This window comes from Actinoalloteichus hymeniacidonis (assembly GCF_014203365.1).
GTDB classification, from domain to species: Bacteria; Actinomycetota; Actinomycetes; order Mycobacteriales; family Pseudonocardiaceae; genus Actinoalloteichus_A; species Actinoalloteichus_A hymeniacidonis.
Genome location: NZ_JACHIS010000001.1, coordinates 1 through 22,051 on the forward strand (window position 1 = coordinate 1; position 22,051 = coordinate 22,051).

Consider the following 22,051-nt stretch of genomic DNA (forward strand, 5'->3'; position numbering starts at 1 on the left):
GCGAACCGACCGACGCATCACGCAGACACTCCGGACAGGCCGGGCGTCCACATCGAGTGCAACTCAACCCGGTGGCACGATCCGGGTGCCGCACACAGCCCGGCAGCGAGGGCGTCCCCTCGCTGCCGGATCCAGGATGCTGCCCAGGTGGCGTGGTCACCACGCCACCCGCACGCTCCGGGCCGTCATCTGGATGATCAGCCTTCCCCGCGCTCGATCTTGATCGTCTTGATGACGACATCGGTGGTCGGCCGGTCGCCTGCACCGGTCGAGGTGTGCGCGATCTTGTCGACGACCGTGCGGGAGTCCTGGTCCGCCACCTCGCCGAAGATGGTGTGCTTGAAGTTCAGGTGCGTGGTCGGGCCCACGGTCACGAAGAACTGCGAGCCGTTGGTGTTCGCACCCGCGTTGGCCATCGCCAACAGGTAGGGCTTGTTGAACTGGAGCTCCGGGTGGAACTCGTCGGCGAACTTGTAGCCGGGGCCGCCACGACCGGTGCCGGTCGGGTCGCCGCCCTGGATCATGAAGCCGTCGATGACCCGGTGGAAGATCGAGCCGTTGTAGAACGGTCCGGAGCGCTCCCCCTGCGCGTTCGGCTCGGAGTAGTCCTTGGTTCCCTCGGCGAGTCCGACGAAGTTCGCCACGGTCTTGGGTGCGTGATCGGGCAGCAGGTTGATCTTGATGTCACCCATCGAAGTCTCAAGGATGGCAACGAGCTTGCTTCCGACCAGCGTCTCATTACTGTCAGCCACGCAACCATCGTGCCATCTTCAGCGAGACCCCCGGCGAAGGGGCAGTATGGGTTTGGCGGCATCACGTCCGTCAACAAGGTTCCGGAGGCAATCGTGGACGAGGTGAGAGCAATGGCCGCGGCGGGAGAATCCGTCGGCAGGGCGATGGGCAGCGGTGTGAGAACCGTCCGCGAAGGCGCGCAACGAGCGAGCAAGGCAGGTACCGAGGCGACCGTCAAAGCGGCCAGGAAAGCGGCCCGCAGTGCCGAGGCACAGCTTGCCGAGCGTCGGCTCACACCCCAGCAGCTCGCGGAACTCATCGAAAGCAAAGCCCGACAGGGGAAGATCACGGTGGCCAGTAACAAGAAGAAGCTGCGCAAGCAACAGGCTCGCACCGGCCGAGACCTGCGCAAGGCAGGGAAGTCGGCCCGACGAGAGCTGGAGAAGCAGCTCGCCGGAGCCCGTAAGCGCAGGCGCTGGCCCTGGGTGCTCGGTTTGATCGCACTGGGTGGGGCGGCCTACGTCCTGAGCAAGCGACCCGAGGTCGACACCATCGCCGTCGACGAGGCTTTCGACTCCAACGATGCGATGCACAGCAGCGGCCGGGAGTCGAACGAGACCGTAAGCCGCAACGGATCCTCTCCCTCGCATCGTGCCGACAAGCCGGCATCCGTCGATGGGGATGCCACGAACCGCAGCTAGCGGGCAAGCAGAACGAACGAGGGCGGGAGCTGATCCCCGCCCTCGTTCGGCGTTCTACAGCGCGAGACCGGTGATGACCTCCTCGACGACTGCCTGCGCCGGGTAGCTCTGCTGCTGGTTGGTCCACACGACCACGGCCGTCTCGTCCTTCCAGACCGCGAACACCGAGCCGTCCTCGCCGCTGGTGCGTCCGCCGCTCCAGCCGCCCTCGACCTCGGCCAGCTGCGAATCGTCCACCGGGGCCTGCTCGTCGACCAGCGCCTTGGCCGTCTGCGGCTCCCCCACGAACACCCGGACGGTTAACTGGTCACTGCCATCCGGTCTGCCGAAGAAGCAGGACGGGTGCGGCTCGTCGTCGCCGATTCGAATATCGCCGAGGCGCTGGCCGTTGACCTGCTCCACGACGGTGGCGTCCAGATACGGACAGGGTCCGTCGGCAACGGGCTCCACCGGCGGCGGTGGTGCGCCGTCATCGGTGACGATCGTCGTCGATGTCGTCGTTTCGGTGGAGCCGGGTTGGGTCTGCGCATCCTGGTTGGAACAACCCGAGACGACCGCAGCGCTCGCCAACAGGACGGCGATGAGAACCGAGTTCTTCATAGCTGGCGATAATCGACCACCCGCCGAAACGACTCGGCACCGGGTCGCAGGCCGCTGCATTCGAAGCATGATCGCCGGATCGGGACATGCAGGCTTCCACGCAGCAGAGCACGTTCAATCGCCAGAACCGGCGGTCAGCAGGGGGAACGGGGGGATTCGAACCCCAACCTCCGCCGTGAAGGGGCGGTATTCTGCCACTTAAACTACGTTCCCAGTCGCCTCCGGTAACTCCTACCGGGGTGAGCACCGCTGCGGATTCGATCTTATAACTCTGCCCGGCACTCGCCATCGCTTTTCCCGGAACCGGCATGCGCTGAACGGCAGCATCGCCATCACGGTCGGTCAGGAATCGAGAAGCGCCGACAATCGGCCCTTCCTATGGTGGATCCACCAGGTTGGACGACGGCACGGGAGTGGGAGAGGCAGATGGCCGACAAGGGATCGAAGTCCGCAGACGGGTTCTCCGCGCAGGAACGCGCGGCGATGAAGAGCAGGGCCGCCGAGCTCAAGGCCGAGGCGCGACGTGCCCGCGATGCGGACAAGGCGGCGACGGACAAAGCGGACGTCCTGGCGAAGATCGCGGAGATGCCCGAGACGGATCGGCTGCTGGCCGAACGCGTGCACGCCACCGTGACCGAGGCGGCCCCCGAATTGGCGCCGAAACTGTATTACGGGCAGCCGGGCTACACCCAGGGCGGCAAGGTGCTGTGCTTCTTTCGCAGCGGGCAGATGGACAAGGAACGCTATTCGACGTTCGGATTCAGCACACAGGCCGATCTGGACGATCCCAGCAGCCTCTGGCCGACCTCTTACGCGTTGAGTGAGCCGACGAAGGAAGCGTTGGCCGCGATCGGCGATCTCGTCAAGCAGGCGGTGCGCCGAACAGCGAATTGACATCGTGCGGGGGCGGTCGGCGCGAGCGTTCGCATCCCATTTACAGGGTGTTGACGACACTCGTGCTGCCGCTTTTGGCCGAGTATTTCCGATTCGATCGGATTTCGACGATATCGCCAGCCCGGACATCGACATCTACATCGTCAGGACCGGGCACGGCCGCGCCGTTCGAATCTCTTACCGGCGTTTCGAAGGACTCACGCTCGAAGAAGGAGCGGCGAAACGGAATTCGGACCTCAAGCCTGCCAGTTCGACAGCGCTGGTCTCCGGTGGAGACGAGGGGGATCGAACCCCTGACCTCCGCCTTGCAAAGGCGGCGCTCTACCAATTGAGCTACGTCCCCGTTCGAGCGAGGAGGACTCGCATCCTCCCGACCCGATCGGCTAGCGCCTGAGCGCTAGCCGAGTACTACGCGACTCAGCCCTCGCTGGGTGCGGTTGCCTCGCGCCACAGGTCCGCCTCCGCCTTCGCGGAACGGTTGCGGCGGACGAGCAGCAGCACGACTCCAGCCACAGCGGCGAGTGCAAGCAGCTTCTTCACCTTTAATCGCCTCCTCAAGAATGTGGCGCACAATGGCCCGAACGGGCCTGAGATTCATCGAAGATCATCATGTGCGGTGGGCCTAGGAGGACTTGAACCTCCGACCTCTTCGTTATCAGCGAAGCGCTCTAACCGCCTGAGCTATAGGCCCCCGTGGGTGCGATGGAAGGAGCGTACCGCACGCCTCCCACCGCACCCAAACCGGCTACCTGTTCAGGGTGCGCGATCCACTGTTCGCGACTGAATCACCTGGTCAGCAAGCCCTAGGCCGTTTTCGCCTCAGTCCCGCTCGGAGAGCGTGACCTCGATGCCGCCCGCCAGGTCGGCCGAGACGTTGTAGACGAAGGCGCCCACTGTGGCCAGAGCAGTGAAGAGCACGATGTTCACCGCACCGATGATCGCCGCGACACCGAAGACCCTTCCGGCGCTGATCAGAGCGGCGTCCGCGCTCTCACCGGCCAGGTCGTTGTAGGTGCCGTTGAGCTGATCCCACACCTGCATGCCGTCCAGAACCCCGTAGAGGACCCCGACGGCGATCAGCCAGACGACGAACATCGCCAGCGACAAGACAAGTGTGAGCTTGAGCACAGACCACGGATCGATCCGCTTGATCTGCAGACTCGCCCGCCGAGGTCCGCGGCCGGGACGTCTACTCGCCCCGCTCGGTGAACCACCGACCGGCCGAGGCGGCGTCTGAGAACCGGGAGTCTGCCCCGGCGCCGAGCCGGGCGGACGAACGCTGCCTGCTGGGAAGGTCACGGCCGTGCGGCCGAGGCCGCCAGCCTGCTGACCACTACCTACGGGTTGGGTCATGGTCGTCGCCTCGCCTCCCCCCGCGCCCATCGATGGGCCTGCGGGTGCCCCACTCGCAGAGTACCCGGATGGCTTCACCGCGTCAGGAGACTGAGCGGCCGACGGCTGCTCCGCCACGGTCGTGCGCTGCCACGGCGGAGCGGCGGCCGGGGTCTCGACCTGCGGGGTGTCCGATCTGGACTCGGACTTCGCCGCAGGCTTCGTTCCCGTCGTCGACCCCGAACCCGCGCCCGTCGCCGAGCTGGTCGAGGCGGTGTCGGTCTTCGCGGCCGATGCTGGGGACCCCAGATCGGTCGCCTTGATCTTCGCTTGGTCGCCGCCCTCACTCTTTTCGCTCTTGGCGTCCAGAGTCGTCATGAATGAGGTCTTCTCCGAGTCCGGCGACTGTTGGTCGGTGCCAGAGGCCGAATCGGAGTTGCCTGGCGAACTCATGGCTGGTCCTTCCCGGCCGACGCAGTCTGGTCAGGGGATCCGGCCACCAGGTTCTGCCGCGCCGTGTCGTCTCCGGCGGCATCGGGATCGGCGGCCTCTTCCGCATTCCGCGCAACCGCGAGCAGGGTGGTGCCGTCGCCGAGGTTCATCAGCCGGACTCCCTTGGTCTGCCTGCCTGCCTTCCTGACCTCCTTGGCGGTCGTGCGGATCACGCCGCCGGTGGAGGTGATGGCGTACAGCTCATCGGCGAGGTCGACGATGAGCGCGCCGACCAGCCTGCCACGCCTACGGTCGTACTGGATCGTCAGCACACCCTTTCCGCCCCGACCCTGGACGGGGTAGTCGTCGATGGGAGTGCGCTTGGCATAACCGCCGTCCGTCGCCACCAGGACGAAGCGGTCTTCGCGCACCACACCCATCGCCAAGAGTTCGTCCCCCTCGTTGAACCTCATCCCGAGCACGCCTGAGGTTGCCCGGCCCATCGGCCGCAAAACCTCGTCTGTGGCGTGGAACCGGATCGACTGTCCCTCGGCCGAGACCAACAACAGGTCGTCCTCATCGGAGCAGAGCACCGCGCCGACCAGCTCGTCGTCGTCACGCAGATTGACGCCGATCAGACCGCCGGAGCGGTTCGAGTCGAAGTCGGACAACCGAGACTTCTTGACCAGGCCCTTCTTCGTGGCCAGCACCAGGTACGGCGCCGCGGTGTAGTCCTTGATCTGCATCACCTGGGCGATGTGCTCGTCAGGCTGGAAGGCCAGGAGGTTGGCGACGTGCTGTCCCCTGGCGTTGCGGCTGGCCTCCGGCAGGTCGAACGCCCTGGTGCGGTAGACCCGTCCCTTGTTGGTGAAGAACAGGATCCAGTCGTGGGTCGAGCACACGAAGAAGTGCGCCACGATGTCGTCCTGCTTGAGCGCCGCGCCCTGCACGCCCTTGCCGCCGCGCTTCTGCGCCCGATAGAGATCGGTGCGGGTGCGCTTGGCGTATCCGGTCCTGGTGATCGTGACGACCACGTCCTCGACCGCGATCAGATCCTCGACGGCGACCTCGCCGTCGTAGGGGATGACCCTGGTCAGCCGGTCCTGGCCGTGCTTGTCGACCACGATCTTCAGTTCGTCGCAGATGATCTTCCGTTGCCGCTCCGGACGATCGAGGATGTCCTGCAGATCGGCGATCTCGCGCTCGATGTCGGCGAGTTCCTTGATGATCTTCTGCCGCTCCAGGGCTGCCAACCGGCGCAGCTGCATCTCGAGGATGGCGTTGGCCTGTGCCTCGTCGATGTCGAGCAGTTCGATCAAACCGGTCCGCGCCACGTCGGGAGTGTCCGACCGGCGGATGAGGGCGATGACCTCGTCGAGCGCGTCGAGCGCCTTGACCAGGCCGCGCAACAGGTGGGCCCGCTCCTCGGCCTTGCGCAACCGGAACCGCGTCCGGCGGACGATGACCTCGACCTGGTGGCGCACGTAGTGCCGGATGATCTGGTCGAGCCGCAGCGTGCGGGGCACCCCGTCGACCAGGGCGAGCATGTTGACGCCGAACGAGTTCTGCAGCTGGGTGTGCTTGTAGAGGTTGTTCAGCACCACCTTGGCGACCGCGTCCCGCTTGAGGGTGATCACGATCCGCATGCCGCGACGCTGGTTCGACTCGTCGGCGATGTCGGCGATGCCGCTGAGCTTCCCATCGCGCACCAGAGCGGCGATGCCCTCGACGAGATTGTCGGGGTTCACCTGGTAGGGCAGCTCGGTGACGATCAGCACCGCTCGACCCTTGGCATCCTCCTCCATCTCCACGACGGCGCGGGTTCGAATCGAGCCCCGGCCGGTGCGGTAGGCATCCTCGATGCCGGAGGTGCCCAGGATCAGACCCTTGGTCGGGAAGTCCGGTCCCTTGATCCGCTGCATCAGCGCGGCCAGGGTCTCCTCATCGGAGGCTTCCCAGTTCTCCAGCGCCCAGACGACGCCGTCGGCCACCTCCCGCAGGTTGTGCGGCGGGATGTTCGTCGCCATGCCGACCGCGATGCCGCTACCGCCGTTGACCAGCAGGTTCGGCACTCGCGACGGGAGAACGTCCGGTTCCTGGGTACGACCGTCGTAGTTGTCGGAGAAGTCGACGGTGTCTTCTTCGATGTCGGCCAGCATCTGCATGGCCAACGGGGTGAGCCTGCTCTCCGTGTACCGCATGGCGGCGGCCGGGTCGTTACCGGGCGAACCGAAGTTGCCCTGACCATCGACCAACGGATGCCGCATCGACCACTGCTGAGCGAGTCGCACCAGGGTGTCGTAGATCGACGAGTCGCCGTGCGGGTGGTAGTTGCCCATCACGTCGCCCACTACGCGCGAGCACTTGACGTAACCCCGATCCGGACGATATCCGGAGTCGTACATGGCGTAGAGCACTCGACGATGCACCGGCTTGAGCCCGTCGCGCACGTCGGGCAACGCCCTGGCGACGATGACGCTCATCGCATAGTTGATGTAGGAGCGCTGCATCTCCTGCTGGATGTCGACCAGCTCGATACGGTCGCCCTCCGGCGGCAGGGTCTCGGTCATTGAAGTCCTTCGTGTGGGGACGTATGCGTGTCTTCGGAAACGACGACGACTCAGACGTCGAGGAAGCGGACATCCTTGGCGTTGCGGGTGATGAACGCGCGACGCGCTTCCACGTCCTCGCCCATGAGCACGCTGAACAGCTCATCGGCGGTGGCTGCATCGTCGAGGGTGACCTGGAGCAGAAGCCGATGGGCCGGGTCCATCGTCGTCTCCCACAGTTCATCGGCGTTCATCTCGCCGAGTCCCTTGTAACGCTGGATGCCGTCGTCCTTGGGAAGCCTGCGGCCTGCGGCGGCGCCCTGCTCGATGAGCCCGTCCCGCTCCCGGTCGGAGTAGGCGAACTGGGCTTCGCCGCGCGGCCACTTGATCTTGTAAAGCGGGGGCTGCGCGATGTAGACGTGCCCGCCCTCGATGAGCGGACGCATGAATCGGAAGACGAAGGTCAACAGCAGCGTCCGGATGTGCTGCCCGTCGACGTCGGCGTCGGCCATGATCACGAGCTTGTGGTACCGAAGCTTGCTGATGTCGAACTCATCGTGGATGCCGGTGCCCAACGCGGTGATCAGGCTCTGCACCTCGTTGTTCTTCAACACCCGGTCGAGCCGCGACTTCTCGACGTTGATGATCTTGCCACGGATCGGCAGGATCGCCTGGAATCGCGACTCGCGACCCTCCTTGGCCGAGCCACCCGCGGAGTCGCCCTCCACGATGTAGAGCTCGCACTCCTCCGGCTTGCGCGACTGGCAGTCCTTGAGCTTGCCCGGCAGCCCGCCGATGTCCAGCGCGCCCTTGCGGCGGACGAGTTCGCGGGCCTTGCGGGCCGCCATCCTGGCCTGCGCCGAGGAGACCGCCTTGCTCACGATCGCCTTGGCCTCGTTGGGGTGGCGCTCGAACCAGTCGGCGAGCTGCTCGTTGCAGGTCCGTTGGACGAACGACTTGGCCTCGCTGTTGCCCAGCTTGGTCTTGGTCTGTCCCTCGAACTGCGGTTCGGCGAGCTTGATGGAGACGATGCCCGCCAACCCTTCCCGGACGTCGTCGCCGGTGAGGTTGCTGTCCTTCTCCTTGAGCAGCTTCTTGTCGCGCGCGTATTCGTTGACGACCCTGGTCAGCGCGGCGCGGAAGCCCTCCTCGTGGGTACCGCCCTCATGGGTGTTGATGGTGTTGGCAAAGGTGTAGACCGACGGCGTGTAGCCGGTGTTCCACTGCATCGCCACCTCGACCTCGACGCCGGTGCCCTTGGCCTCGAAGGAGATGACCTTGCGGTGCACCGCCTCGCGAGTGGCGTTGATGTGGCGAACGAAGTCCTCCAGACCACCCGGGTAGTGGAAGACCCGCTCCTTCGGCTTGGCCTGCTGGCCCTCGGCGTCGACCTGCTCCTCGCCCTCGGCGACCCGCTCGTCGCGCAACCGGATGGTCAGCCCCTTGTTCAGGAACGCCATCTCCTGGAGCCTGCGCGACACCGTCTCCACGTTGTACGTGGTGGTCTCGAAGATCTCCGGGTCCGCCCAGAAGGTCACCGAGGTGCCGGTCCGGTCGGTGGGGCCGACATCCATGAGCTCGCCGGGCTCGGCCTGCACGTAGCGCTGCGTCCACATCCGGCCGCCGGTGTGGATCTCGACCTCGAGTTTCGTCGACAACGCGTTGACGACCGAGACGCCGACACCGTGCAGACCACCGGAGACCGCGTAGGAATCGCCGTCGAACTTGCCGCCCGCGTGCAGCTGGGTCAGCACGACCTCGACGGTCGGCTTGCCCTCCATGGGGTGCATCTCGACGGGGATGCCTCGACCATCGTCGACCACCCGTACCCCGCCGTCGGCGCGCAGCGTGACCTCGACCCTGGTCGCGTAGCCGGCCATCGCCTCGTCGACCGCGTTGTCGACCACCTCTTGAACGAGGTGGTGCAGTCCGCGCTCCCCCGTCGAGCCGATGTACATGCCCGGGCGCTTTCGGACCGCTTCCAGGCCCTTGAGGACGGTGATTGATGATGCGCTGTACTCGTTCTTCTTCGCTGCCACGAGCTTCGAAGTCTCCTCAATACGGCCCTTCCGCACAGGGTGATCCGGTGCGGTCGAAAAAGGGGAACCACGCCCGACCCGACCCGTTCGAAGGGTCGGCCTTCGGCCTGCCGTCCGCCCGGAGCAGACCGGGCGAGAACACGTTCGCCATCGATTCTACTGGGCCGGTACGTCAGGAGTGCCCCAAGGACACCTCTAGAATCCTCGCAGAGCCATCGAAGCGGAACGGGCTGCGATCGGCAACCCTTCCGGTCAGTAGTTCGGTCTGGCGGCCGGCTCGGCCCCGGCCAGGGGCCAAGGCCCACAAGGGTCAGCCGTCTGTGTTCCTCTGGTTACGCCCGGCAGCGTTGCGCGGGCGCGTCCGCCTCAACAAGATCATGTCGGGCATCGCGGGGTGGCAGGCGGGCACCACTCAGCCGTAGGTGTCCCTCGGACCTCGCCCCGGAACATGCTTCGGCCCGTACCGCCAACTCGGCGCCGCCGGACCCTGCACCTTCAGTCGGCGCACCACACCGGGACCTGCGGCGGAGCCGATCCGGGTCAACAGCTGCGGTTGCAGCAGGCGAAGCTGGGTCGCCCAGGCCGTCGAATCGGCCTGCACCGTGAGTTCGCCATCGTGCAGCGCGATCGGTTTGCTGTGCTCGGCCACGTCCGCGCCGACCACCCGGGCCCAACGACTGAAGACCGTGCCACCCGCCAGGCCGTCCGACCAGCCACGTTCCGTCGCCAGGCGGGACGCGAGCCTGCCCAACGGCTGCGGGTCGCGATCGTCGGGACGAGGCCCGGACCAGGTACGACGTCGACCCGCCCGCGAGCTGCGCTTGCCGGTCTGCTGCCGGGGAGACCGCCCCTTGGCCTTCGCGGCCGCGCGCGCCGCAGCGAGACTGGCCCGGGCGAGATCCACTCCCGTCGGCGGTGCCGCATCGGTCGGCGACGTCTTCGCCGGGAAGGTGTTCGCCGCGAATTCGGCGTCGACCGGGGTATCACGCGCCGCCGACGGCTTCGCACCTGCGAAATCCGACACTGTGACCTCGGGCACGCTCCGTCGAGGCGACCGGCCCGCGTCGGCGTCCGCCCAACGTGAGTTATCCACACCATCCACAGGGTTATCCCCAGATATGGGGGTCGTCGGCCCGAGATCACCCATACCGTGTGGTCGACGGTGCTGAGTCAGGTCTCTTGATCGCTCAGTCGTCACGTCGCACCTCCCCGTCTCGCACCCGGTATCGAACGCCCGCCAACTCCGGCGGCACATCGGCGGCCACGGCGGCGGTGATCAACACCTGCTCCGCGTCGGACGCGACCGCGGCCAGCCTGCCGCGCCGTCGTTCGTCCAGCTCGGCGAACACGTCGTCCAGGAGCAGCACCGGCTCCCCGCCATCGGCGCGCAGGAGTTCGTAGGCACCCAGCCGCAGCGCCAACGCGAAAGACCACGACTCGCCGTGGCTGGCATAGCCCTTCGCAGGCAGCGCTCCGAGCGCCAAGTCCAGTTCGTCCCGATGCGGGCCGACCAGACAGACACCGCGCTCGAGTTCCTTGGACCTGACCCGGCCGAGCTCGGCCAGCAGCGCCGCCTCCAGCTCCGCCACCGAGAGGCCCGCCGGGTCCAATCCCTCCACCGAGCAGCGATAACGCAACGATGCCTCCGCTGACTCGGGCGCCACCATGGCGTAGGACTCGGCGACCAACGGCCCCAGATCCGCCACCAGTTCGAAGCGACCAGCCAACAACGCCGCACCGAAATGCGCCAGTCGGGAGTCCCAGACATCCAACGTCGCGATCGCGTCGCCGAGTGGCTCCGGCTCGGACCGACCGGAACGCGACCGGCCACGGCCACGCAGTGCACCCGCGGATTTCAACAGCGCACTGCGTTGCCGCAGCACCTTCTCGTAATCGGCCCGGATCCCGGCGAACCTAGGTGCCCGCGCCGTCAACAGCTCGTCGAGCAACCGCCGTCGATCGGACGGATCGCCCCGGACCAGCGTGAGGTCCTCCGGCGCGAACAACACCGTGCGCAGGATTCCCAACACCGACCGTGGCCTGGGTACCGGCGCCCGATTCACCCGCGCCCGATTCGCCCGCCCCGGAGTGATCTCGACCTCGACCAGCAGTTCCCGGCCCTCGTTGACCACCGCACCACGCACCACGGCGCGGTTCGTGCCCTGCCGGACCAGCGGCGCATCGGCCGCGACCCGATGCGAACCGAGACTGGACAGGTAGCCGACGGCCTCGATGAGATTGGTCTTGCCCTGACCGTTGGCACCGAGCAACACGGTCGGGCCCCGCTCCAGGCTCAGATCAAGCTGGGGCCAGGATCGGAAATCGGTGACCTGGAGATGGCGTAGATGCATGAGCTCCGTCATCCGGTGGGCACTTCTCGGACGGTCGAGAATTGCGACGGTCGAGACGAAGGACCTGGTGAGCAGCGTCCGGCTGGCTGGGCGAGAGGAATCCCCCGCCCAGCACGTCTCGTCTTACGCGTTGTCGGTTACCCGACCGGCGCCGGACGTCGGGCCCGCGTTCTGCACGGCGTGGCCGCCGAACTGGTTGCGCAGCGCCGCCACCGCCCGCATCGCGGGGGAATCGGGCTGGCGCGAGGCGAATCGCGCGAACAGCGCGGCGGAGATCACCGGTGCGGGAACCGCGTGGTTGAGTGCTTCCTCGACGGTCCACCGGCCTTCGCCCGAGTCCTCCACATAGCCTCGGAGGTCATCGAGTTCCGGATCGGATTCCAATGCCTTGATCAGCAGGTCCAGCAACCAGGACCGGACGACGGTTCCCCGGCTCCATGCCTTGAGCACGGCGGGCACATCGGTCACCTCGGGAGCGGCATCCAACAGCTCGAAGCCCTCCGCATAGGCCTGCATCAGGCCGTATTCGATGCCGTTGTGCACCATCTTCGCGTAATGACCGGCCCCGACGCCGCCCGCGTGGGCGAATCCCTCCTCGCGAGGGCCCTCCGGACGCAGGGCATCGAAGATGGGCATGACCCGCTCGACGACGGCCGCATCGCCGCCGACCATCAGGCCGTAACCGACCTCCAGCCCCCACACTCCGCCGGAGACCCCGCAGTCCAGGTAGTCGATGCCGTGCTCGGCGAGGGTGCTCGCGTGCTCGCGGTCATCGGTGTAGCGGGAGTTGCCGCCCTCGATGATCAGGTCGCCCGCCGACAACAGCTCGGCGAGTTCGGCCACCGCCTGCTTGGTCGGTTCTCCGGCGGGCACCATCAGCCACACGACTCGGGGACCGGTCAGCTCGGCAACCATGTCGGCAAGGCTGGCCACGTCGCTGGCCCGAGGATTCCGGTCGTAGCCGACCACCTCGTGTCCCGCGCGACGTAGCCGCTCGCGCATGTTGAAGCCCATCTTGCCGAGACCGACCAGACCGATTCTCACCGAAGTCCTCCCCTGCTGACGAAGCTCTGACAAACCCGGCAACCGCCGGTGGATCAGCCGGGCAACCGCACCGGCATCAAGAGGTACAGGTAGCCCTCGATGACCGCGCCCTCGTCGTTGACCGGCTTGATCAGCGCGGGCCGAGTCGGCACGGTGAAGGACAGGTGGGCGCGATCGGTCCGCATGACGCCGAGGCCGTCGAGCAGGTATCCCGGGTTGAACGCGATGGTCAACGGCTCGCCGTCGAGCTGGATCGGCAGCTCTTCCTCGGCGCTGCCCTCGTCGTCGCCGCCTGCAGTCAGCCGCAGGCTGGACTCGCTGAACTCCAACCGGACCTGGGTACCGCGTTCGGCCACCAGCGACACGCGCTTGATCGCCTCGACCAGCGGGGCGACCTCGACGATCGCGCTGGCGTTGTGCTCGTCGGGCAGCAGCTGCCGGTACTTCGGGAAGTCGGCGTCCAACAGGCGGGTGGTGGTGCGCCGCCCAGAGCCCGCCAGGCCGAGCAGACCATCGCCCGAGGCCAGGGACAGCTCGACCTTGTTGCCCGCGCCGCCGAGGGTCTTGGCCGCCTCGGCCAGGGTCTTGGCCGGTACCAGCACCGAGGTGTCGATGTCGGCGTCGTTGGACTCCCAGGTGAAGTCGCGCACCGCGAGCCGGAACCTGTCGGTCGCGACCAGGGTCATCCGGTCGGCCTGGATCTCGACGCGGACGCCGGTGAGCATCGGCAGGGTGTCGTCCTTGCCCGCCGCGACCGCGACCTGCGACACCGCCTCGCCGAAGGTCTCGCCGAGCACGCTGCCCGCGAGGCCCGGCATCTCCGGAAGCTGCGGGTAGTCCTCGACCGGCATGGTCGGGAGGGTGAATCGTGAGTTGCCACAGGCGATCGTGGCGCGGGAGCCGTCGACGGTGATGTCCACCGGACGGTTCGGCAACGCCTTGGTGATGTCGGCGAGCAGTCGCCCCGACACCAGCGTCCGCCCGGGGGTGACCACCGTCGCGGGGACTCCGACCTGAGCCGAGACCTCGTAGTCGAAACCGGAGACCGTCAGGGTGCGCTCGGTCTCGTCCGGCTCCTCGCCGATCGCATCGGGGTGGCCCGCATCGAGCAACACACCGCCGAGGACCGGGATCGGTGGCCGGGACGGCAGGCTCCTGGCTACCCAGGCGACGGCGTCGGCGAGACCGTCACGCTCGACTCGGATCTTCATCAGGCGTCCTTTCATGCCGCTGCGATCTTGGGCAGCCGACCGAGCGTGACCAGGTCAGACAGCGGCGGCGCACAAGTGGCTCACCGAAGCTGCTGCCGAGCATGCTCGCCGTCGATGGCCGGGCTCGATCGGGCGAGGAGGTGTGGCAGCCCCAGGCGGGGACACCAACGTAGAGCCAGTGGGGACACCACCGTAGAGCCTCCGGGCCGGTGCCCGTGAGTGGGGCCGGCGCTTCGGGAGGTTTTTCGGCGTGTGGTTCGGCGAGCTGTCCCCACCCCCTGTTTTTCTTCTTCTTCTCTCTTAGAAGAAAAAGACAGTGATCGTAGTAAGGGCTGTGGATTGTGGGGATAACCCTCGTTTTCGCTGCTCACATGCCCCGTCACCCTGTGTGTGAACCAGTGGATCAACCGGTGGACAACTGAGGCGTTCGGTGGACAACTTCGAGGCCTTGTCGATCTGTCCACAGGGGAGCCAGGTTGTGCACATTTCTGTCCCCAGATCTGGGGGTAGTTATCACCAGGTGCTGCACAGGCATGACGTGTTGTGGATCTCGCCCGATCGTGGCTGTGGACAACTCTAATCCGAGGCTTTTTTGGGCAGGTCACGGCCCATCGGCGCCCACCGGACCAAAAATTTCTCAGCGATTTTCCGGGTTCTCCGGCCTGTCGACGCCGTTCGGCGTGTCGATGGCCGTTCGAGGACTCCGTCCTGGGCCCCGGGCGTACTCACCGGGCCTACGCACCGCCCCAGCTGGACGCGGGGCTCTCGATGGGGCGCTCCGGTCGGCCCGGCGCGCTGGAGCTCGACCGCTTCATTGCGGTCTGTACTGCTGTACTGCCGGGCGGATGCCGGGCAGGCGAACACGATGTGGGTGGCGTTGTAGCGTCCGCACCGGGCGCGAGCCCGATTAGAGCCGCGCCGTCAGCTCCTCGCGCGCTGCTTGATGCGTGAGGTCAGTTCCTGCACCTGGTCGTAGATGCGTCGCCGCTCGGCCATCTCCTTGCGGATCTTCTTGTTGGCATGCATGACCGTGGTGTGGTCCCGACCGCCGAAGGTCTGCCCGATCTTCGGCAGCGACAGGTCGGTCAGCTCCCGGCACAGATACATGGCGATCTGCCGGGCCTGCGCCAATGCCTTGGTCTTGCCGGGGCCGCAGAGGTCGTCTATCCCGACATTGAAGAAGTTCGCCGTCACGGCCATGATCGTCGAGGCGGTGATCTCGGGGGCATGCGAATCCGGGATCAGATCCCGCAGCACGATCTCGGCCAGCTGCACGTCCACCGGCTGCCGGTTGAGCGAGGCGAAGGCCGTCACCCTGATCAGGGCGCCTTCCAACTCTCGGATGTTGCGCTCGATGCGCGCCGCGATGAACTCCAACACCTCGGCGGGCGCCGCCAACCGGTCCTGCGCGGCCTTCTTCCGCAGGATGGCGATCCGCGTCTCCAGCTCCGGTGGCTGGATGTCGGTGATCAGGCCCCACTCGAACCGGGTGCGCAGTCGGTCTTCCAAGGTCTCCAGCCGCTTCGGCGGCCGGTCCGAGGACACCACGATCTGCTTGTTGGAGTTATGCAGGGTGTTGAAGGTGTGGAAGAACTCCTCCTGAGTTCCCTCCTTGCCCTCCAAGAACTGGATGTCGTCCACCAACAGCACGTCGACATCGCGGTAGCGGCGCTGGAAGGCCACCTTGCGGTCATCGCGCAGCGAGTTGATGAAGTCGTTGGTGAACTCCTCGGTGGAGACGTACCGAACCCGCATCCCCGGGAACAGCCGCTGGGCGTAGTGCCCGACCGCATGCAACAGGTGGGTCTTGCCGAGCCCGGACTCACCCCAGATGAACAGTGGGTTGTACGCCCTGGCCGGGGCCTCGGCGACGGCGACGGCCGCGGCATGTGCGAACCGGTTCGAGGCACCGATGACGAAGGTGTCGAAGTTGTACTTGGCGTTCAGCCTGGTCTGCGAGCTGGGCGGTCCGTGTCGGGGTGCTGTGTAAGCCTCGTTGTGCCCGTGCGCTTGGCCGCCGCCATTGGGCGGCGGGGGGTGCTGGGTCTGTGGAGGAGGAGTGAAGCCCTGCCATGCCTCGCCGGAGTCGGGATGCGGTTCCTGATCGTCGCCGTCGCCATCCTCGTGCGGCTCGATCTCGGGGCCCTCGGACTCCTGACTCTCCTCGACCGGAGTCGGATGCGGGGCGGACAGGACGTCCGGGATCGGGGCCTGACCAGCGTGTTCGCCCCGATGGCCCTCGAACTCGAGCTGGTCGTAGCCGCCGCCGTCGAACGACGGCCGGTCGAAGGGGATGGACTCGAAGGGCAGCGTCTCGAAGTGTGTCGGTCTACCCGGTCCATCGAGTCTCGGCGGTTCGCCCTGGCCTCGGCCGTAGCCGGGGGCGAATCTGCTCGGCGGCGGTGTCCACGCCATCGACGGCGGCATCGGTGCCGGACGGTCGCGGCCGGGGAGTTCGGCGGGATCGACGATCGGCCGTTCGAAACCCTGCGGCGGGGTGGGCGCCTCCGAGGCCAGCGGATCCGACAGCGGATCGGGCTGAGGAAGCGTGAAGGACTGCGGTCTGATCTCGTCGACCTTCACCGCGAGGGTGACCTGCCGGTCGAGATATCGGGAGAGCGCATCGGCGATGGGGACTCGAAGCGTGCGCTCGATCGCGTCCTTGGCGAACTCACTCGGCGCGGCGAGCAGCGCGATCCCATCGAGGAGACCGATCGGCCTGGTGTCTCGAATCCACGCGCGATGCAATGGCGAGAGGGTGCTGGACGAGAGTTCCTGCACCACCTGATTCCAGACAACTCCGAGATCGGCCTGGTGGTCGGCCACCGACGTGCTCCCCTCCCCTCACCACGCTGCCCCGCCCTCATAGCGGGTGCCTGTGCCTGATCGCCGTCCCTCGACGATCGGCCCGCGGAGACGAACCGACCGTGTTGACGCCGAGGTGTGCACGGCCGAGCCGACAATCCACAGGGTTGTCCACAAGCTGTGCATGAAGGTACGACGAAGCGAAGACCGATCCCCCGCTGGGGCCCACCGGGATGGCTGAGGCGGCCCTGGAGAGGAGTCTCGTCGAACGTGCGGGGCTCCGGCGTCGGTCCGGGAGATGGGCACGCTAACAAGCGGCGGGCTCAGCCACAAGGCGGCCCGCGCGGTCGGGTGAGATTCGGAGCGATCGGCGTGGCATGCCGATCGAATAAGGGGTGTCTGTGGTTGGGGAGCGTACCGTATCCAGCCCGGTCCTTGATCAACACCCAGGCGGGCGAACCGTCCCGGTTTGGGCTCTGCCGACTCCACCACGTAGTCTCATGCGGTCTATCGCCCGGCGTCACGTACTCTGGTCTTTCGCACCGCGTCACCCTGTGCCTCGCGCCAGGTTGTAGGTGTGAGTCGACATGGGTTGTGGCGGTGAAGGTCCGCGTTCGCGCCGCCGTTGCCGCCGAGCATTCGCTGGGGGAAGACCGCAGACCCTAGCTGTAGTGAAACCGGGAGACACGACCGTGAGCAAGCGCACCTTCCAGCCGAACAACCGTCGCCGGGCCAAGACCCACGGGTTCCGGCTGCGCATGCGCACCCGCGCCGGCCGCGCCATCCTCGCCATGCGCAGGCGCAAGGGCCGCGAGAAGCTGTCGGCCTGATCCACGCAGGCCGTGCTTCCGTCGGCGGCCAGGCTGACTCGGAGTCAGGACTTCTCCACGGTGGTCCGGCGGGGACGTCGGGCGGGACGACCGCGAGTCGTCGTGCACGTGCTGGCAGCGTTGCGTCCAGACGACAGCACGTCCACCACAGCGGAGGCAGCCATGGCCAGCGGTCAGCGCTCGACCCCCACCCGGGCAGGCAGTGCTCGGGTGGGTTTTGTCGTGAGCAAAGCGGTGGGTGATTCCGTGGTTCGCCACCGGGTCTCCCGTCGGCTTCGCCATGTTCTTCGTGCTCGCCTGGGCGCGCTGCCGCCCGGCACCGATGTGGTGGTTCGAGCCTTGCCGCCCGCAGCGTCGTCGACCAGCGACCAGCTCGCGTCCGACGTCGATCGGGCATTCCGGCGGCTCGGTATCACCGTCGCAGCGGTCGCCGAGACTCCGGCCGAACCCAGAGTCGGCACCGAGCAGCAGGCAGGTGGCAAGTGAACGACGATCGGTCGGCGGACGCCAAGCGCGCCGGGCCGGTCAGTCGTGTGCTCCTGCTACCGGTGCGGGCCTATCAGCGGTGGATCTCCCCGCTGTTGCCGGCCAGTTGTCGCTTCTACCCGACCTGTAGTGCTTACGCCGTCGAGGCGTTGACCGTTCATGGCGCCGCGCGGGGCATTTGGTTGACCCTGCGCAGGCTCGGCCGCTGCGGTCCATGGCACGCAGGTGGGCTGGACCCCGTTCCTCCTCGTCGACCTCCGTCCGAGGAGACCATGGTGACCAACGACAAACGCGCCGAGGAGTAGCTTCCGTGCTCAACTTCATCTACTACCCGGTGTCAGCCATCATGTGGTTCTGGCATCGGGTCTTCGGGTTCGTCCTGGGCCCTGACAGCGGGGTCGCGTGGGCGCTCTCCGTGGTCTTCTTGGTCTTCACCCTGCGATTGCTGCTGCTGAAGCCCGCCATCAGCCAGGTCCGGTCGATGCGGAAGATGCAGGAGTTCGCTCCGCAGATTCAAAAGCTGAGAGAGAAGTACTCCAACGATCGCCAGAAGATGGCGATGGAGATGCAGAAGCTGCAGTCTCAGCACGGGGTGAACCCGCTCGGCGGCTGTCTGCCCGCGCTGGTCCAGCTGCCGGTGTTCATCGGTCTGTTCCACGTGCTGCGGTGGTTCGCGATCCACGACACCGTCTACGTGTTCGGCGAGGCCGAGGTCGCCTCCTACCGCGCCGCGACCCTCTTCGGTGCGCCGCTGTCCGGCACGCTCGCCGACCCGGTGCTCGGGGCCAGCGTCACAAGCATGGCGCTGGTCGCCATCCCGCTCGCGATCATCGCCAGCATCGCCACGCACTTCACGGCGCGGCACTCCGTTCAGCGCCAGGCGATGAACCCCTCGGCGACCTCGAACGCGCAGACCGCCGTCATGAACAAGCTGATGCTGTGGGTCTTCCCGCTCTTCGTGCTGTTCGGTGGTCCCTTCTTCCCGATCGCGATCCTGGTCTACTGGCTGAGCAACAACACCTGGACGCTGGCTCAGCAGCACCTCATCTACCGTCGGATCGACCGCGAGGAAACCAAGAAGAAGGCGGAGGCCGACGCCAAGGCGGAGGCCTCGCGGCAGGCGCTGGCGCCCAAGCCGGGACAGAAGCCGAAGTCGGCAGCAGCGAAGAACCGCCGTCCGGCCGCCGGTGCCAAGCCGCAGAACGCGGCAGGCGGCGCTCAGGTGCCGAAGTCAGGCGGCGCCCAGGAGCAGAAGGCCGCGTCGAACGGCAAGGTCGAGTCGAGTGGCACGAGCTCCAAGGGGTCCAACGATTCCGGGGCCGGGGCAGCGAGCCGCAACGGGGTGACCGATCCGGTGCAACAGAGCTCCAGCTCGAAGAAGAAATCCAAGAAGCGTCGTTGAGGCGACTTCGACGTGCGACCCACCCCGTCGCACACACAGCTCGTCTGCTGGACAGACTCACGGAGAGGAGAGGCCGGTGTCGGACACCGCGCAGGTGACCGGCGTCGACCAAGAGGTCGACGCGGCCGAACAGAATGGCGACGCGGCTGTCCGCGCCGCAGAGAGCAGCGAGGAGTTGCTGGTTCGCGAGGGCGACATCGCGGGCGACTATCTGGAGCGACTCCTGGACCTGCTGGACTACGACGGTGACATCGACCTCGATGTCGAGGCGGGTCGGGCGGTCGTCAGCATCGAGGGCGGTGAGGATCTGGAGCGGCTGGTGGGCACCAAGGGCGCCGTGCTCGAAGCGCTGCAGGAGCTCACCCGGCTGTCCGTCCAACAGGCCACCGGCGTGCGGAGCAGGTTGATGCTCGACGTCGCGGGCTGGCGGGCGGAGCGTCGGGCCGAGCTCGCCGAGTTGGGCCGGACCAGTGCCGAGCAGGTCCGCGATTCCGGCAAGGCGGTCCGGCTGCACCCGATGACGCCGTTCGAGCGCAAGGTGGTGCACGACGCGGTGGCGACTGTCGCGGGCACCCGCAGCGAGAGCGAGGGCGAGGAGCCGCAGCGTCGCGTGGTGGTCCTCCCCGCCGACTGACTCGGACTCGCTGACGTTTCACGTGAAACAGAGAACGGCCCCGTCTTTCCGACGGGGCCGTTCGCTGTTGTCCGGGTGGCTCGCGCCGTCAGAGCTTGCGGAGTCGAACGCGGTGGATGGAGTGATCGCTGCCCTTCTGTAGAACGAGGGTGGCGCGCGCTCGGGTCGGCGCGATGTTCTCGATGAGGTTCGGTTCGTTGATTCCGGTCCAGAGGTCGGTGGCGATCCGGCGCGCCGCCTCGTCGTCCAGATCGGCGTAGCGATGGAAGTGCGAGTCGCTGCGGGAGAAGGCGGTGCGGCGCAAGGTCAGGAACCGGTCGACGTACCACTTCCGGAGATCTGCCAGTCGCGCGTCGACATAGATCGAGAAGTCGAAGAAGTCGGAGACGGCGAGGCTCGGGCCGGGCTGCAGGACGTTGAGTCCTTCGATGAGCAGGATGTCGGGTTGCCGGACCAGCTGGTGCTCCCCCGGCACGATGTCGTAGCTCAGGTGCGAGTACACCGGCGCTCGTACCTCGGAGCGACCGGACTTCACGTCCACCAGGAACCGCAGCAGACTTCGGCGGTCGTAGCTCTCCGGGAAGCCCTTGCGCTTGAGTAGTCCGCGCTGTTCGAGTTCGGCGGTCGGCAGCAGGAACCCGTCGGTGGTCACCAGATCGACTCGCGGATGGTCCGGCCAGCGGGCCAGCAGCGCCCGCAGGATTCGGGCCGTCGTGCTTTTTCCCACGGCGACACTTCCCGCGATGCCGATGACGAACGGCGTTCGAATGCTCGGCTCCCGAAGGAATCGGGTCGTGGTCGCGTGCAGAGCTTGGTGCGCGGCCACCTGGAGGTTGATGAGTCGCGATAGTGGGAGGTAGATGTCGGCTACCTCCTGCAGCGAAATCGCGTCGCCAAGGCTGCGCATTCCGGCGAGTTCGTCGTCGGTCAGTGGCAGCGGGGTGGCATCACGAAGCCCTCGCCAGAGGTCGCGGTTCAGCTCGACATAGGGCGAAGTGTCTAAGGTCGTCGATCGCACCCTTGCAGTGTGCGTTCCCGGCTCGGCGGATGCGACATGATGTGAGCTATCGGCGCGGTGCTTGCCTCCTTGGGCAATCCATGCGGGACACTGTCATCGAGCGACTCGGCGCGTACCGGCGCCGCGCGTTTCACGTGAAACATGGCCTGCGTGGTGGCAGGCGCACCCGAGCTGATCGCTTGGCTTTCCGGCCACGTTTCACGTGAAACGTCAGACCAATGGATAGGCGGCATGACGAACCCCAGCGCGGACTCCCCCACCACAAGCGACGAACCCGAGGCGGTGGCTGAAGCGGCGACCCGGGTATTCGGAGCGGCGTTGCCACTGGCGCGACGCTTCGTCGAGTTGCTCACCGAACATGGGGTCGAGCGAGGGTTGATCGGTCCCCGCGAGGTGGATCGGCTCTGGAGCCGGCATGTGCTCAACTCCGCGGTCGTCGGCGAACTGATGCCCGCCGGTTGCCGAGTCGTGGACGTCGGGTCCGGTGCGGGGCTGCCGGGCATTCCGCTGCAGATCGCTCGTCCCGACCTTCGTCTGACACTGCTTGAGCCGATGGCCCGCCGGGTCGCCTGGCTGGAAGAAGTCGTGGCGGAACTCGGGCTGACGACGACCGTGGTTCGAGGACGAGCCGAGGAGCCCGGGGTGCGGAAGCGACTGCGGGACTTCGATGTGGTCACCGCCCGGGCGGTGGCGCCGCTGGCGAAGTTGGCGGGCTGGGGACTGCCGTTGCTGCGGCCGGGCGGTGTGCTGCTCGCGCTGAAGGGCGCCTCGGCGCACGAGGAGTTGGCCAGAGACAAGTCTGCGGTGACGGCGATCGGGGGTGCCAGGCAGGAGGTGGCCTCCTGCGGATCGGGGATCGTGGCCGATGCCACGACGGTGATTGTGGTTGAGCGCGGTAATGCCACCAAGAGCCGTGACACCCGACGAAACTCCAGGAAAGATCGGTGACGGATTCGTAGGTCGATCGTCTCGACCGGCTCAACTGTGAGAC

Annotated in this window: 19 protein-coding genes, 3 tRNA genes and 1 pseudogene; 8 read left to right on the plus strand and 15 right to left on the minus strand. The window is 66.8% G+C overall.

What is annotated here, in order from left to right:
• Nucleotides 1-197: 197 nt before the first annotated feature.
• Nucleotides 198-752: a peptidylprolyl isomerase gene (locus tag BKA25_RS00005; RefSeq protein ID WP_257786083.1), complete on the minus strand. Its 555-nt coding sequence runs from the start codon at nt 750-752 to the stop codon at nt 198-200.
• 93 nt (nt 753-845) lie between these two features.
• On the opposite strand from BKA25_RS00005, the gene BKA25_RS00010 reads away from it, so the two are divergent.
• Nucleotides 846-1,433, plus strand: coding sequence for a hypothetical protein (locus BKA25_RS00010; protein WP_157420862.1), 588 nt, complete (start codon nt 846-848; stop codon nt 1,431-1,433).
• A 54-nt stretch (nt 1,434-1,487) separates the two neighbouring features.
• Here the strand turns inward: BKA25_RS00010 and BKA25_RS00015 are convergent, their stop codons facing one another.
• Nucleotides 1,488-2,033 carry a DUF2020 domain-containing protein gene (locus tag BKA25_RS00015; RefSeq protein ID WP_069845595.1) on the minus strand — a complete coding sequence of 182 codons (546 nt, stop codon included), beginning with the start codon at nt 2,031-2,033 and terminating at the stop codon, nt 1,488-1,490.
• A gap of 141 nt (nt 2,034-2,174) precedes the next feature.
• Nucleotides 2,175-2,246: transfer RNA gene (locus BKA25_RS00020), tRNA-Glu, on the minus strand.
• Between the two features lie 213 nt (nt 2,247-2,459).
• On the opposite strand from BKA25_RS00020, the gene BKA25_RS00025 reads away from it, so the two are divergent.
• Entirely contained in the window at nt 2,460-2,927 is a 468-nt protein-coding gene (locus tag BKA25_RS00025; RefSeq protein WP_069853100.1) for a DUF1801 domain-containing protein, read from the plus strand.
• A gap of 270 nt (nt 2,928-3,197) precedes the next feature.
• Here the strand turns inward: BKA25_RS00025 and BKA25_RS00030 are convergent.
• From BKA25_RS00030 to dnaA, 11 genes and pseudogenes are all read right to left on the minus strand, one after another.
• A tRNA-Ala gene (locus BKA25_RS00030) sits at nt 3,198-3,270 on the minus strand.
• An 80-nt stretch (nt 3,271-3,350) separates the two neighbouring features.
• Nucleotides 3,351-3,467: pseudogene (locus BKA25_RS27120) on the minus strand (DLW-39 family protein); the annotation flags it as partial.
• Nucleotides 3,468-3,544: 77 nt separating this feature from the next.
• A tRNA-Ile gene (locus BKA25_RS00035) sits at nt 3,545-3,618 on the minus strand.
• Nucleotides 3,619-3,746: 128 nt separating this feature from the next.
• On the minus strand, nt 3,747-4,568 hold the full coding sequence (locus BKA25_RS00040) for a DUF3566 domain-containing protein (protein ID WP_221312469.1): 822 nt from the start codon (nt 4,566-4,568) through the stop codon (nt 3,747-3,749).
• A gap of 140 nt (nt 4,569-4,708) precedes the next feature.
• The gene (gyrA, locus tag BKA25_RS00045) at nt 4,709-7,261 is read right to left on the minus strand and encodes a DNA gyrase subunit A (RefSeq protein ID WP_069845593.1); all 2,553 of its coding nucleotides are present in this window, start codon (nt 7,259-7,261) and stop codon (nt 4,709-4,711) included.
• A 50-nt stretch (nt 7,262-7,311) separates the two neighbouring features.
• The gene (gyrB, locus tag BKA25_RS00050) at nt 7,312-9,279 is read right to left on the minus strand and encodes a DNA topoisomerase (ATP-hydrolyzing) subunit B (protein WP_069845591.1); all 1,968 of its coding nucleotides are present in this window, start codon (nt 9,277-9,279) and stop codon (nt 7,312-7,314) included.
• A 412-nt stretch (nt 9,280-9,691) separates the two neighbouring features.
• Nucleotides 9,692-10,318, minus strand: a complete 627-nt coding sequence (locus BKA25_RS00055) for a DciA family protein (protein WP_375791839.1) — start codon at nt 10,316-10,318, stop codon at nt 9,692-9,694.
• A gap of 148 nt (nt 10,319-10,466) precedes the next feature.
• Nucleotides 10,467-11,630 carry a DNA replication/repair protein RecF gene (recF, locus tag BKA25_RS00060; RefSeq protein WP_069853094.1) on the minus strand — a complete coding sequence of 388 codons (1,164 nt, stop codon included), beginning with the start codon at nt 11,628-11,630 and terminating at the stop codon, nt 10,467-10,469.
• 123 nt (nt 11,631-11,753) lie between these two features.
• Entirely contained in the window at nt 11,754-12,674 is a 921-nt protein-coding gene (gene gnd / locus BKA25_RS00065) for a phosphogluconate dehydrogenase (NAD(+)-dependent, decarboxylating) (protein WP_084642319.1), read from the minus strand.
• A 53-nt stretch (nt 12,675-12,727) separates the two neighbouring features.
• Nucleotides 12,728-13,885, minus strand: a complete 1,158-nt coding sequence (dnaN, locus tag BKA25_RS00070) for a DNA polymerase III subunit beta (protein WP_069845590.1) — start codon at nt 13,883-13,885, stop codon at nt 12,728-12,730.
• A gap of 921 nt (nt 13,886-14,806) precedes the next feature.
• Nucleotides 14,807-16,711 (minus strand): chromosomal replication initiator protein DnaA, encoded by a 1,905-nt coding sequence (dnaA, locus tag BKA25_RS00075; RefSeq protein ID WP_069845588.1) that lies wholly within the window; start codon nt 16,709-16,711, stop codon nt 14,807-14,809.
• Between the two features lie 671 nt (nt 16,712-17,382).
• Between dnaA and rpmH the strand changes: the two genes are divergently transcribed.
• From rpmH to BKA25_RS00100, 5 genes are all read left to right on the plus strand, one after another.
• A complete protein-coding gene (gene rpmH / locus BKA25_RS00080; RefSeq protein ID WP_069854206.1) occupies nt 17,383-17,520 on the plus strand; it encodes a 50S ribosomal protein L34 in 138 nt (45 codons plus the stop codon).
• Nucleotides 17,521-17,532: 12 nt separating this feature from the next.
• On the plus strand, nt 17,533-18,006 hold the full coding sequence (rnpA, locus tag BKA25_RS00085) for a ribonuclease P protein component (RefSeq protein WP_069853091.1): 474 nt from the start codon (nt 17,533-17,535) through the stop codon (nt 18,004-18,006).
• Complete coding sequence (gene yidD / locus BKA25_RS00090; RefSeq protein WP_069853089.1) at nt 18,003-18,311, plus strand: membrane protein insertion efficiency factor YidD; 309 nt, start codon at nt 18,003-18,005, stop codon at nt 18,309-18,311. Before rnpA ends, yidD begins: the two co-directional genes overlap by 4 nt.
• Nucleotides 18,312-18,316: 5 nt before the next feature.
• On the plus strand, nt 18,317-19,408 hold the full coding sequence (gene yidC, locus BKA25_RS00095; RefSeq protein WP_069853087.1) for a membrane protein insertase YidC: 1,092 nt from the start codon (nt 18,317-18,319) through the stop codon (nt 19,406-19,408).
• A gap of 76 nt (nt 19,409-19,484) precedes the next feature.
• Nucleotides 19,485-20,042: a Jag family protein gene (locus BKA25_RS00100; protein WP_084643503.1), complete on the plus strand. Its 558-nt coding sequence runs from the start codon at nt 19,485-19,487 to the stop codon at nt 20,040-20,042.
• A gap of 88 nt (nt 20,043-20,130) precedes the next feature.
• Here the strand turns inward: BKA25_RS00100 and coaA are convergent, their stop codons facing one another.
• Nucleotides 20,131-21,060 carry a type I pantothenate kinase gene (gene coaA, locus BKA25_RS00105; RefSeq protein ID WP_069853085.1) on the minus strand — a complete coding sequence of 310 codons (930 nt, stop codon included), beginning with the start codon at nt 21,058-21,060 and terminating at the stop codon, nt 20,131-20,133.
• 231 nt (nt 21,061-21,291) lie between these two features.
• Between coaA and rsmG the strand changes: the two genes are divergently transcribed.
• The gene (gene rsmG / locus BKA25_RS00110) at nt 21,292-22,008 is read left to right on the plus strand and encodes a 16S rRNA (guanine(527)-N(7))-methyltransferase RsmG (RefSeq protein ID WP_069853084.1); all 717 of its coding nucleotides are present in this window, start codon (nt 21,292-21,294) and stop codon (nt 22,006-22,008) included.
• The last annotated feature ends 43 nt before the right edge of the window (nt 22,009-22,051 follow it).

Coding starts and splice junctions, on each gene's coding strand:
- BKA25_RS00015 (WP_069845595.1), bottom strand. CDS start 2,033: ATGAAGAACTCGGTTCTCATCGCCGTCCTGTTGGCGAGCGCTGCGGTC.
- BKA25_RS00025 (WP_069853100.1), top strand. CDS start 2,460: ATGGCCGACAAGGGATCGAAGTCCGCAGACGGGTTCTCCGCGCAGGAA.
- gyrA (WP_069845593.1), bottom strand. CDS start 7,261: ATGACCGAGACCCTGCCGCCGGAGGGCGACCGTATCGAGCTGGTCGAC.
- recF (WP_069853094.1), bottom strand. CDS start 11,630: ATGCATCTACGCCATCTCCAGGTCACCGATTTCCGATCCTGGCCCCAG.
- dnaN (WP_069845590.1), bottom strand. CDS start 13,885: ATGAAGATCCGAGTCGAGCGTGACGGTCTCGCCGACGCCGTCGCCTGG.
- rsmG (WP_069853084.1), top strand. CDS start 21,292: ATGACGAACCCCAGCGCGGACTCCCCCACCACAAGCGACGAACCCGAG.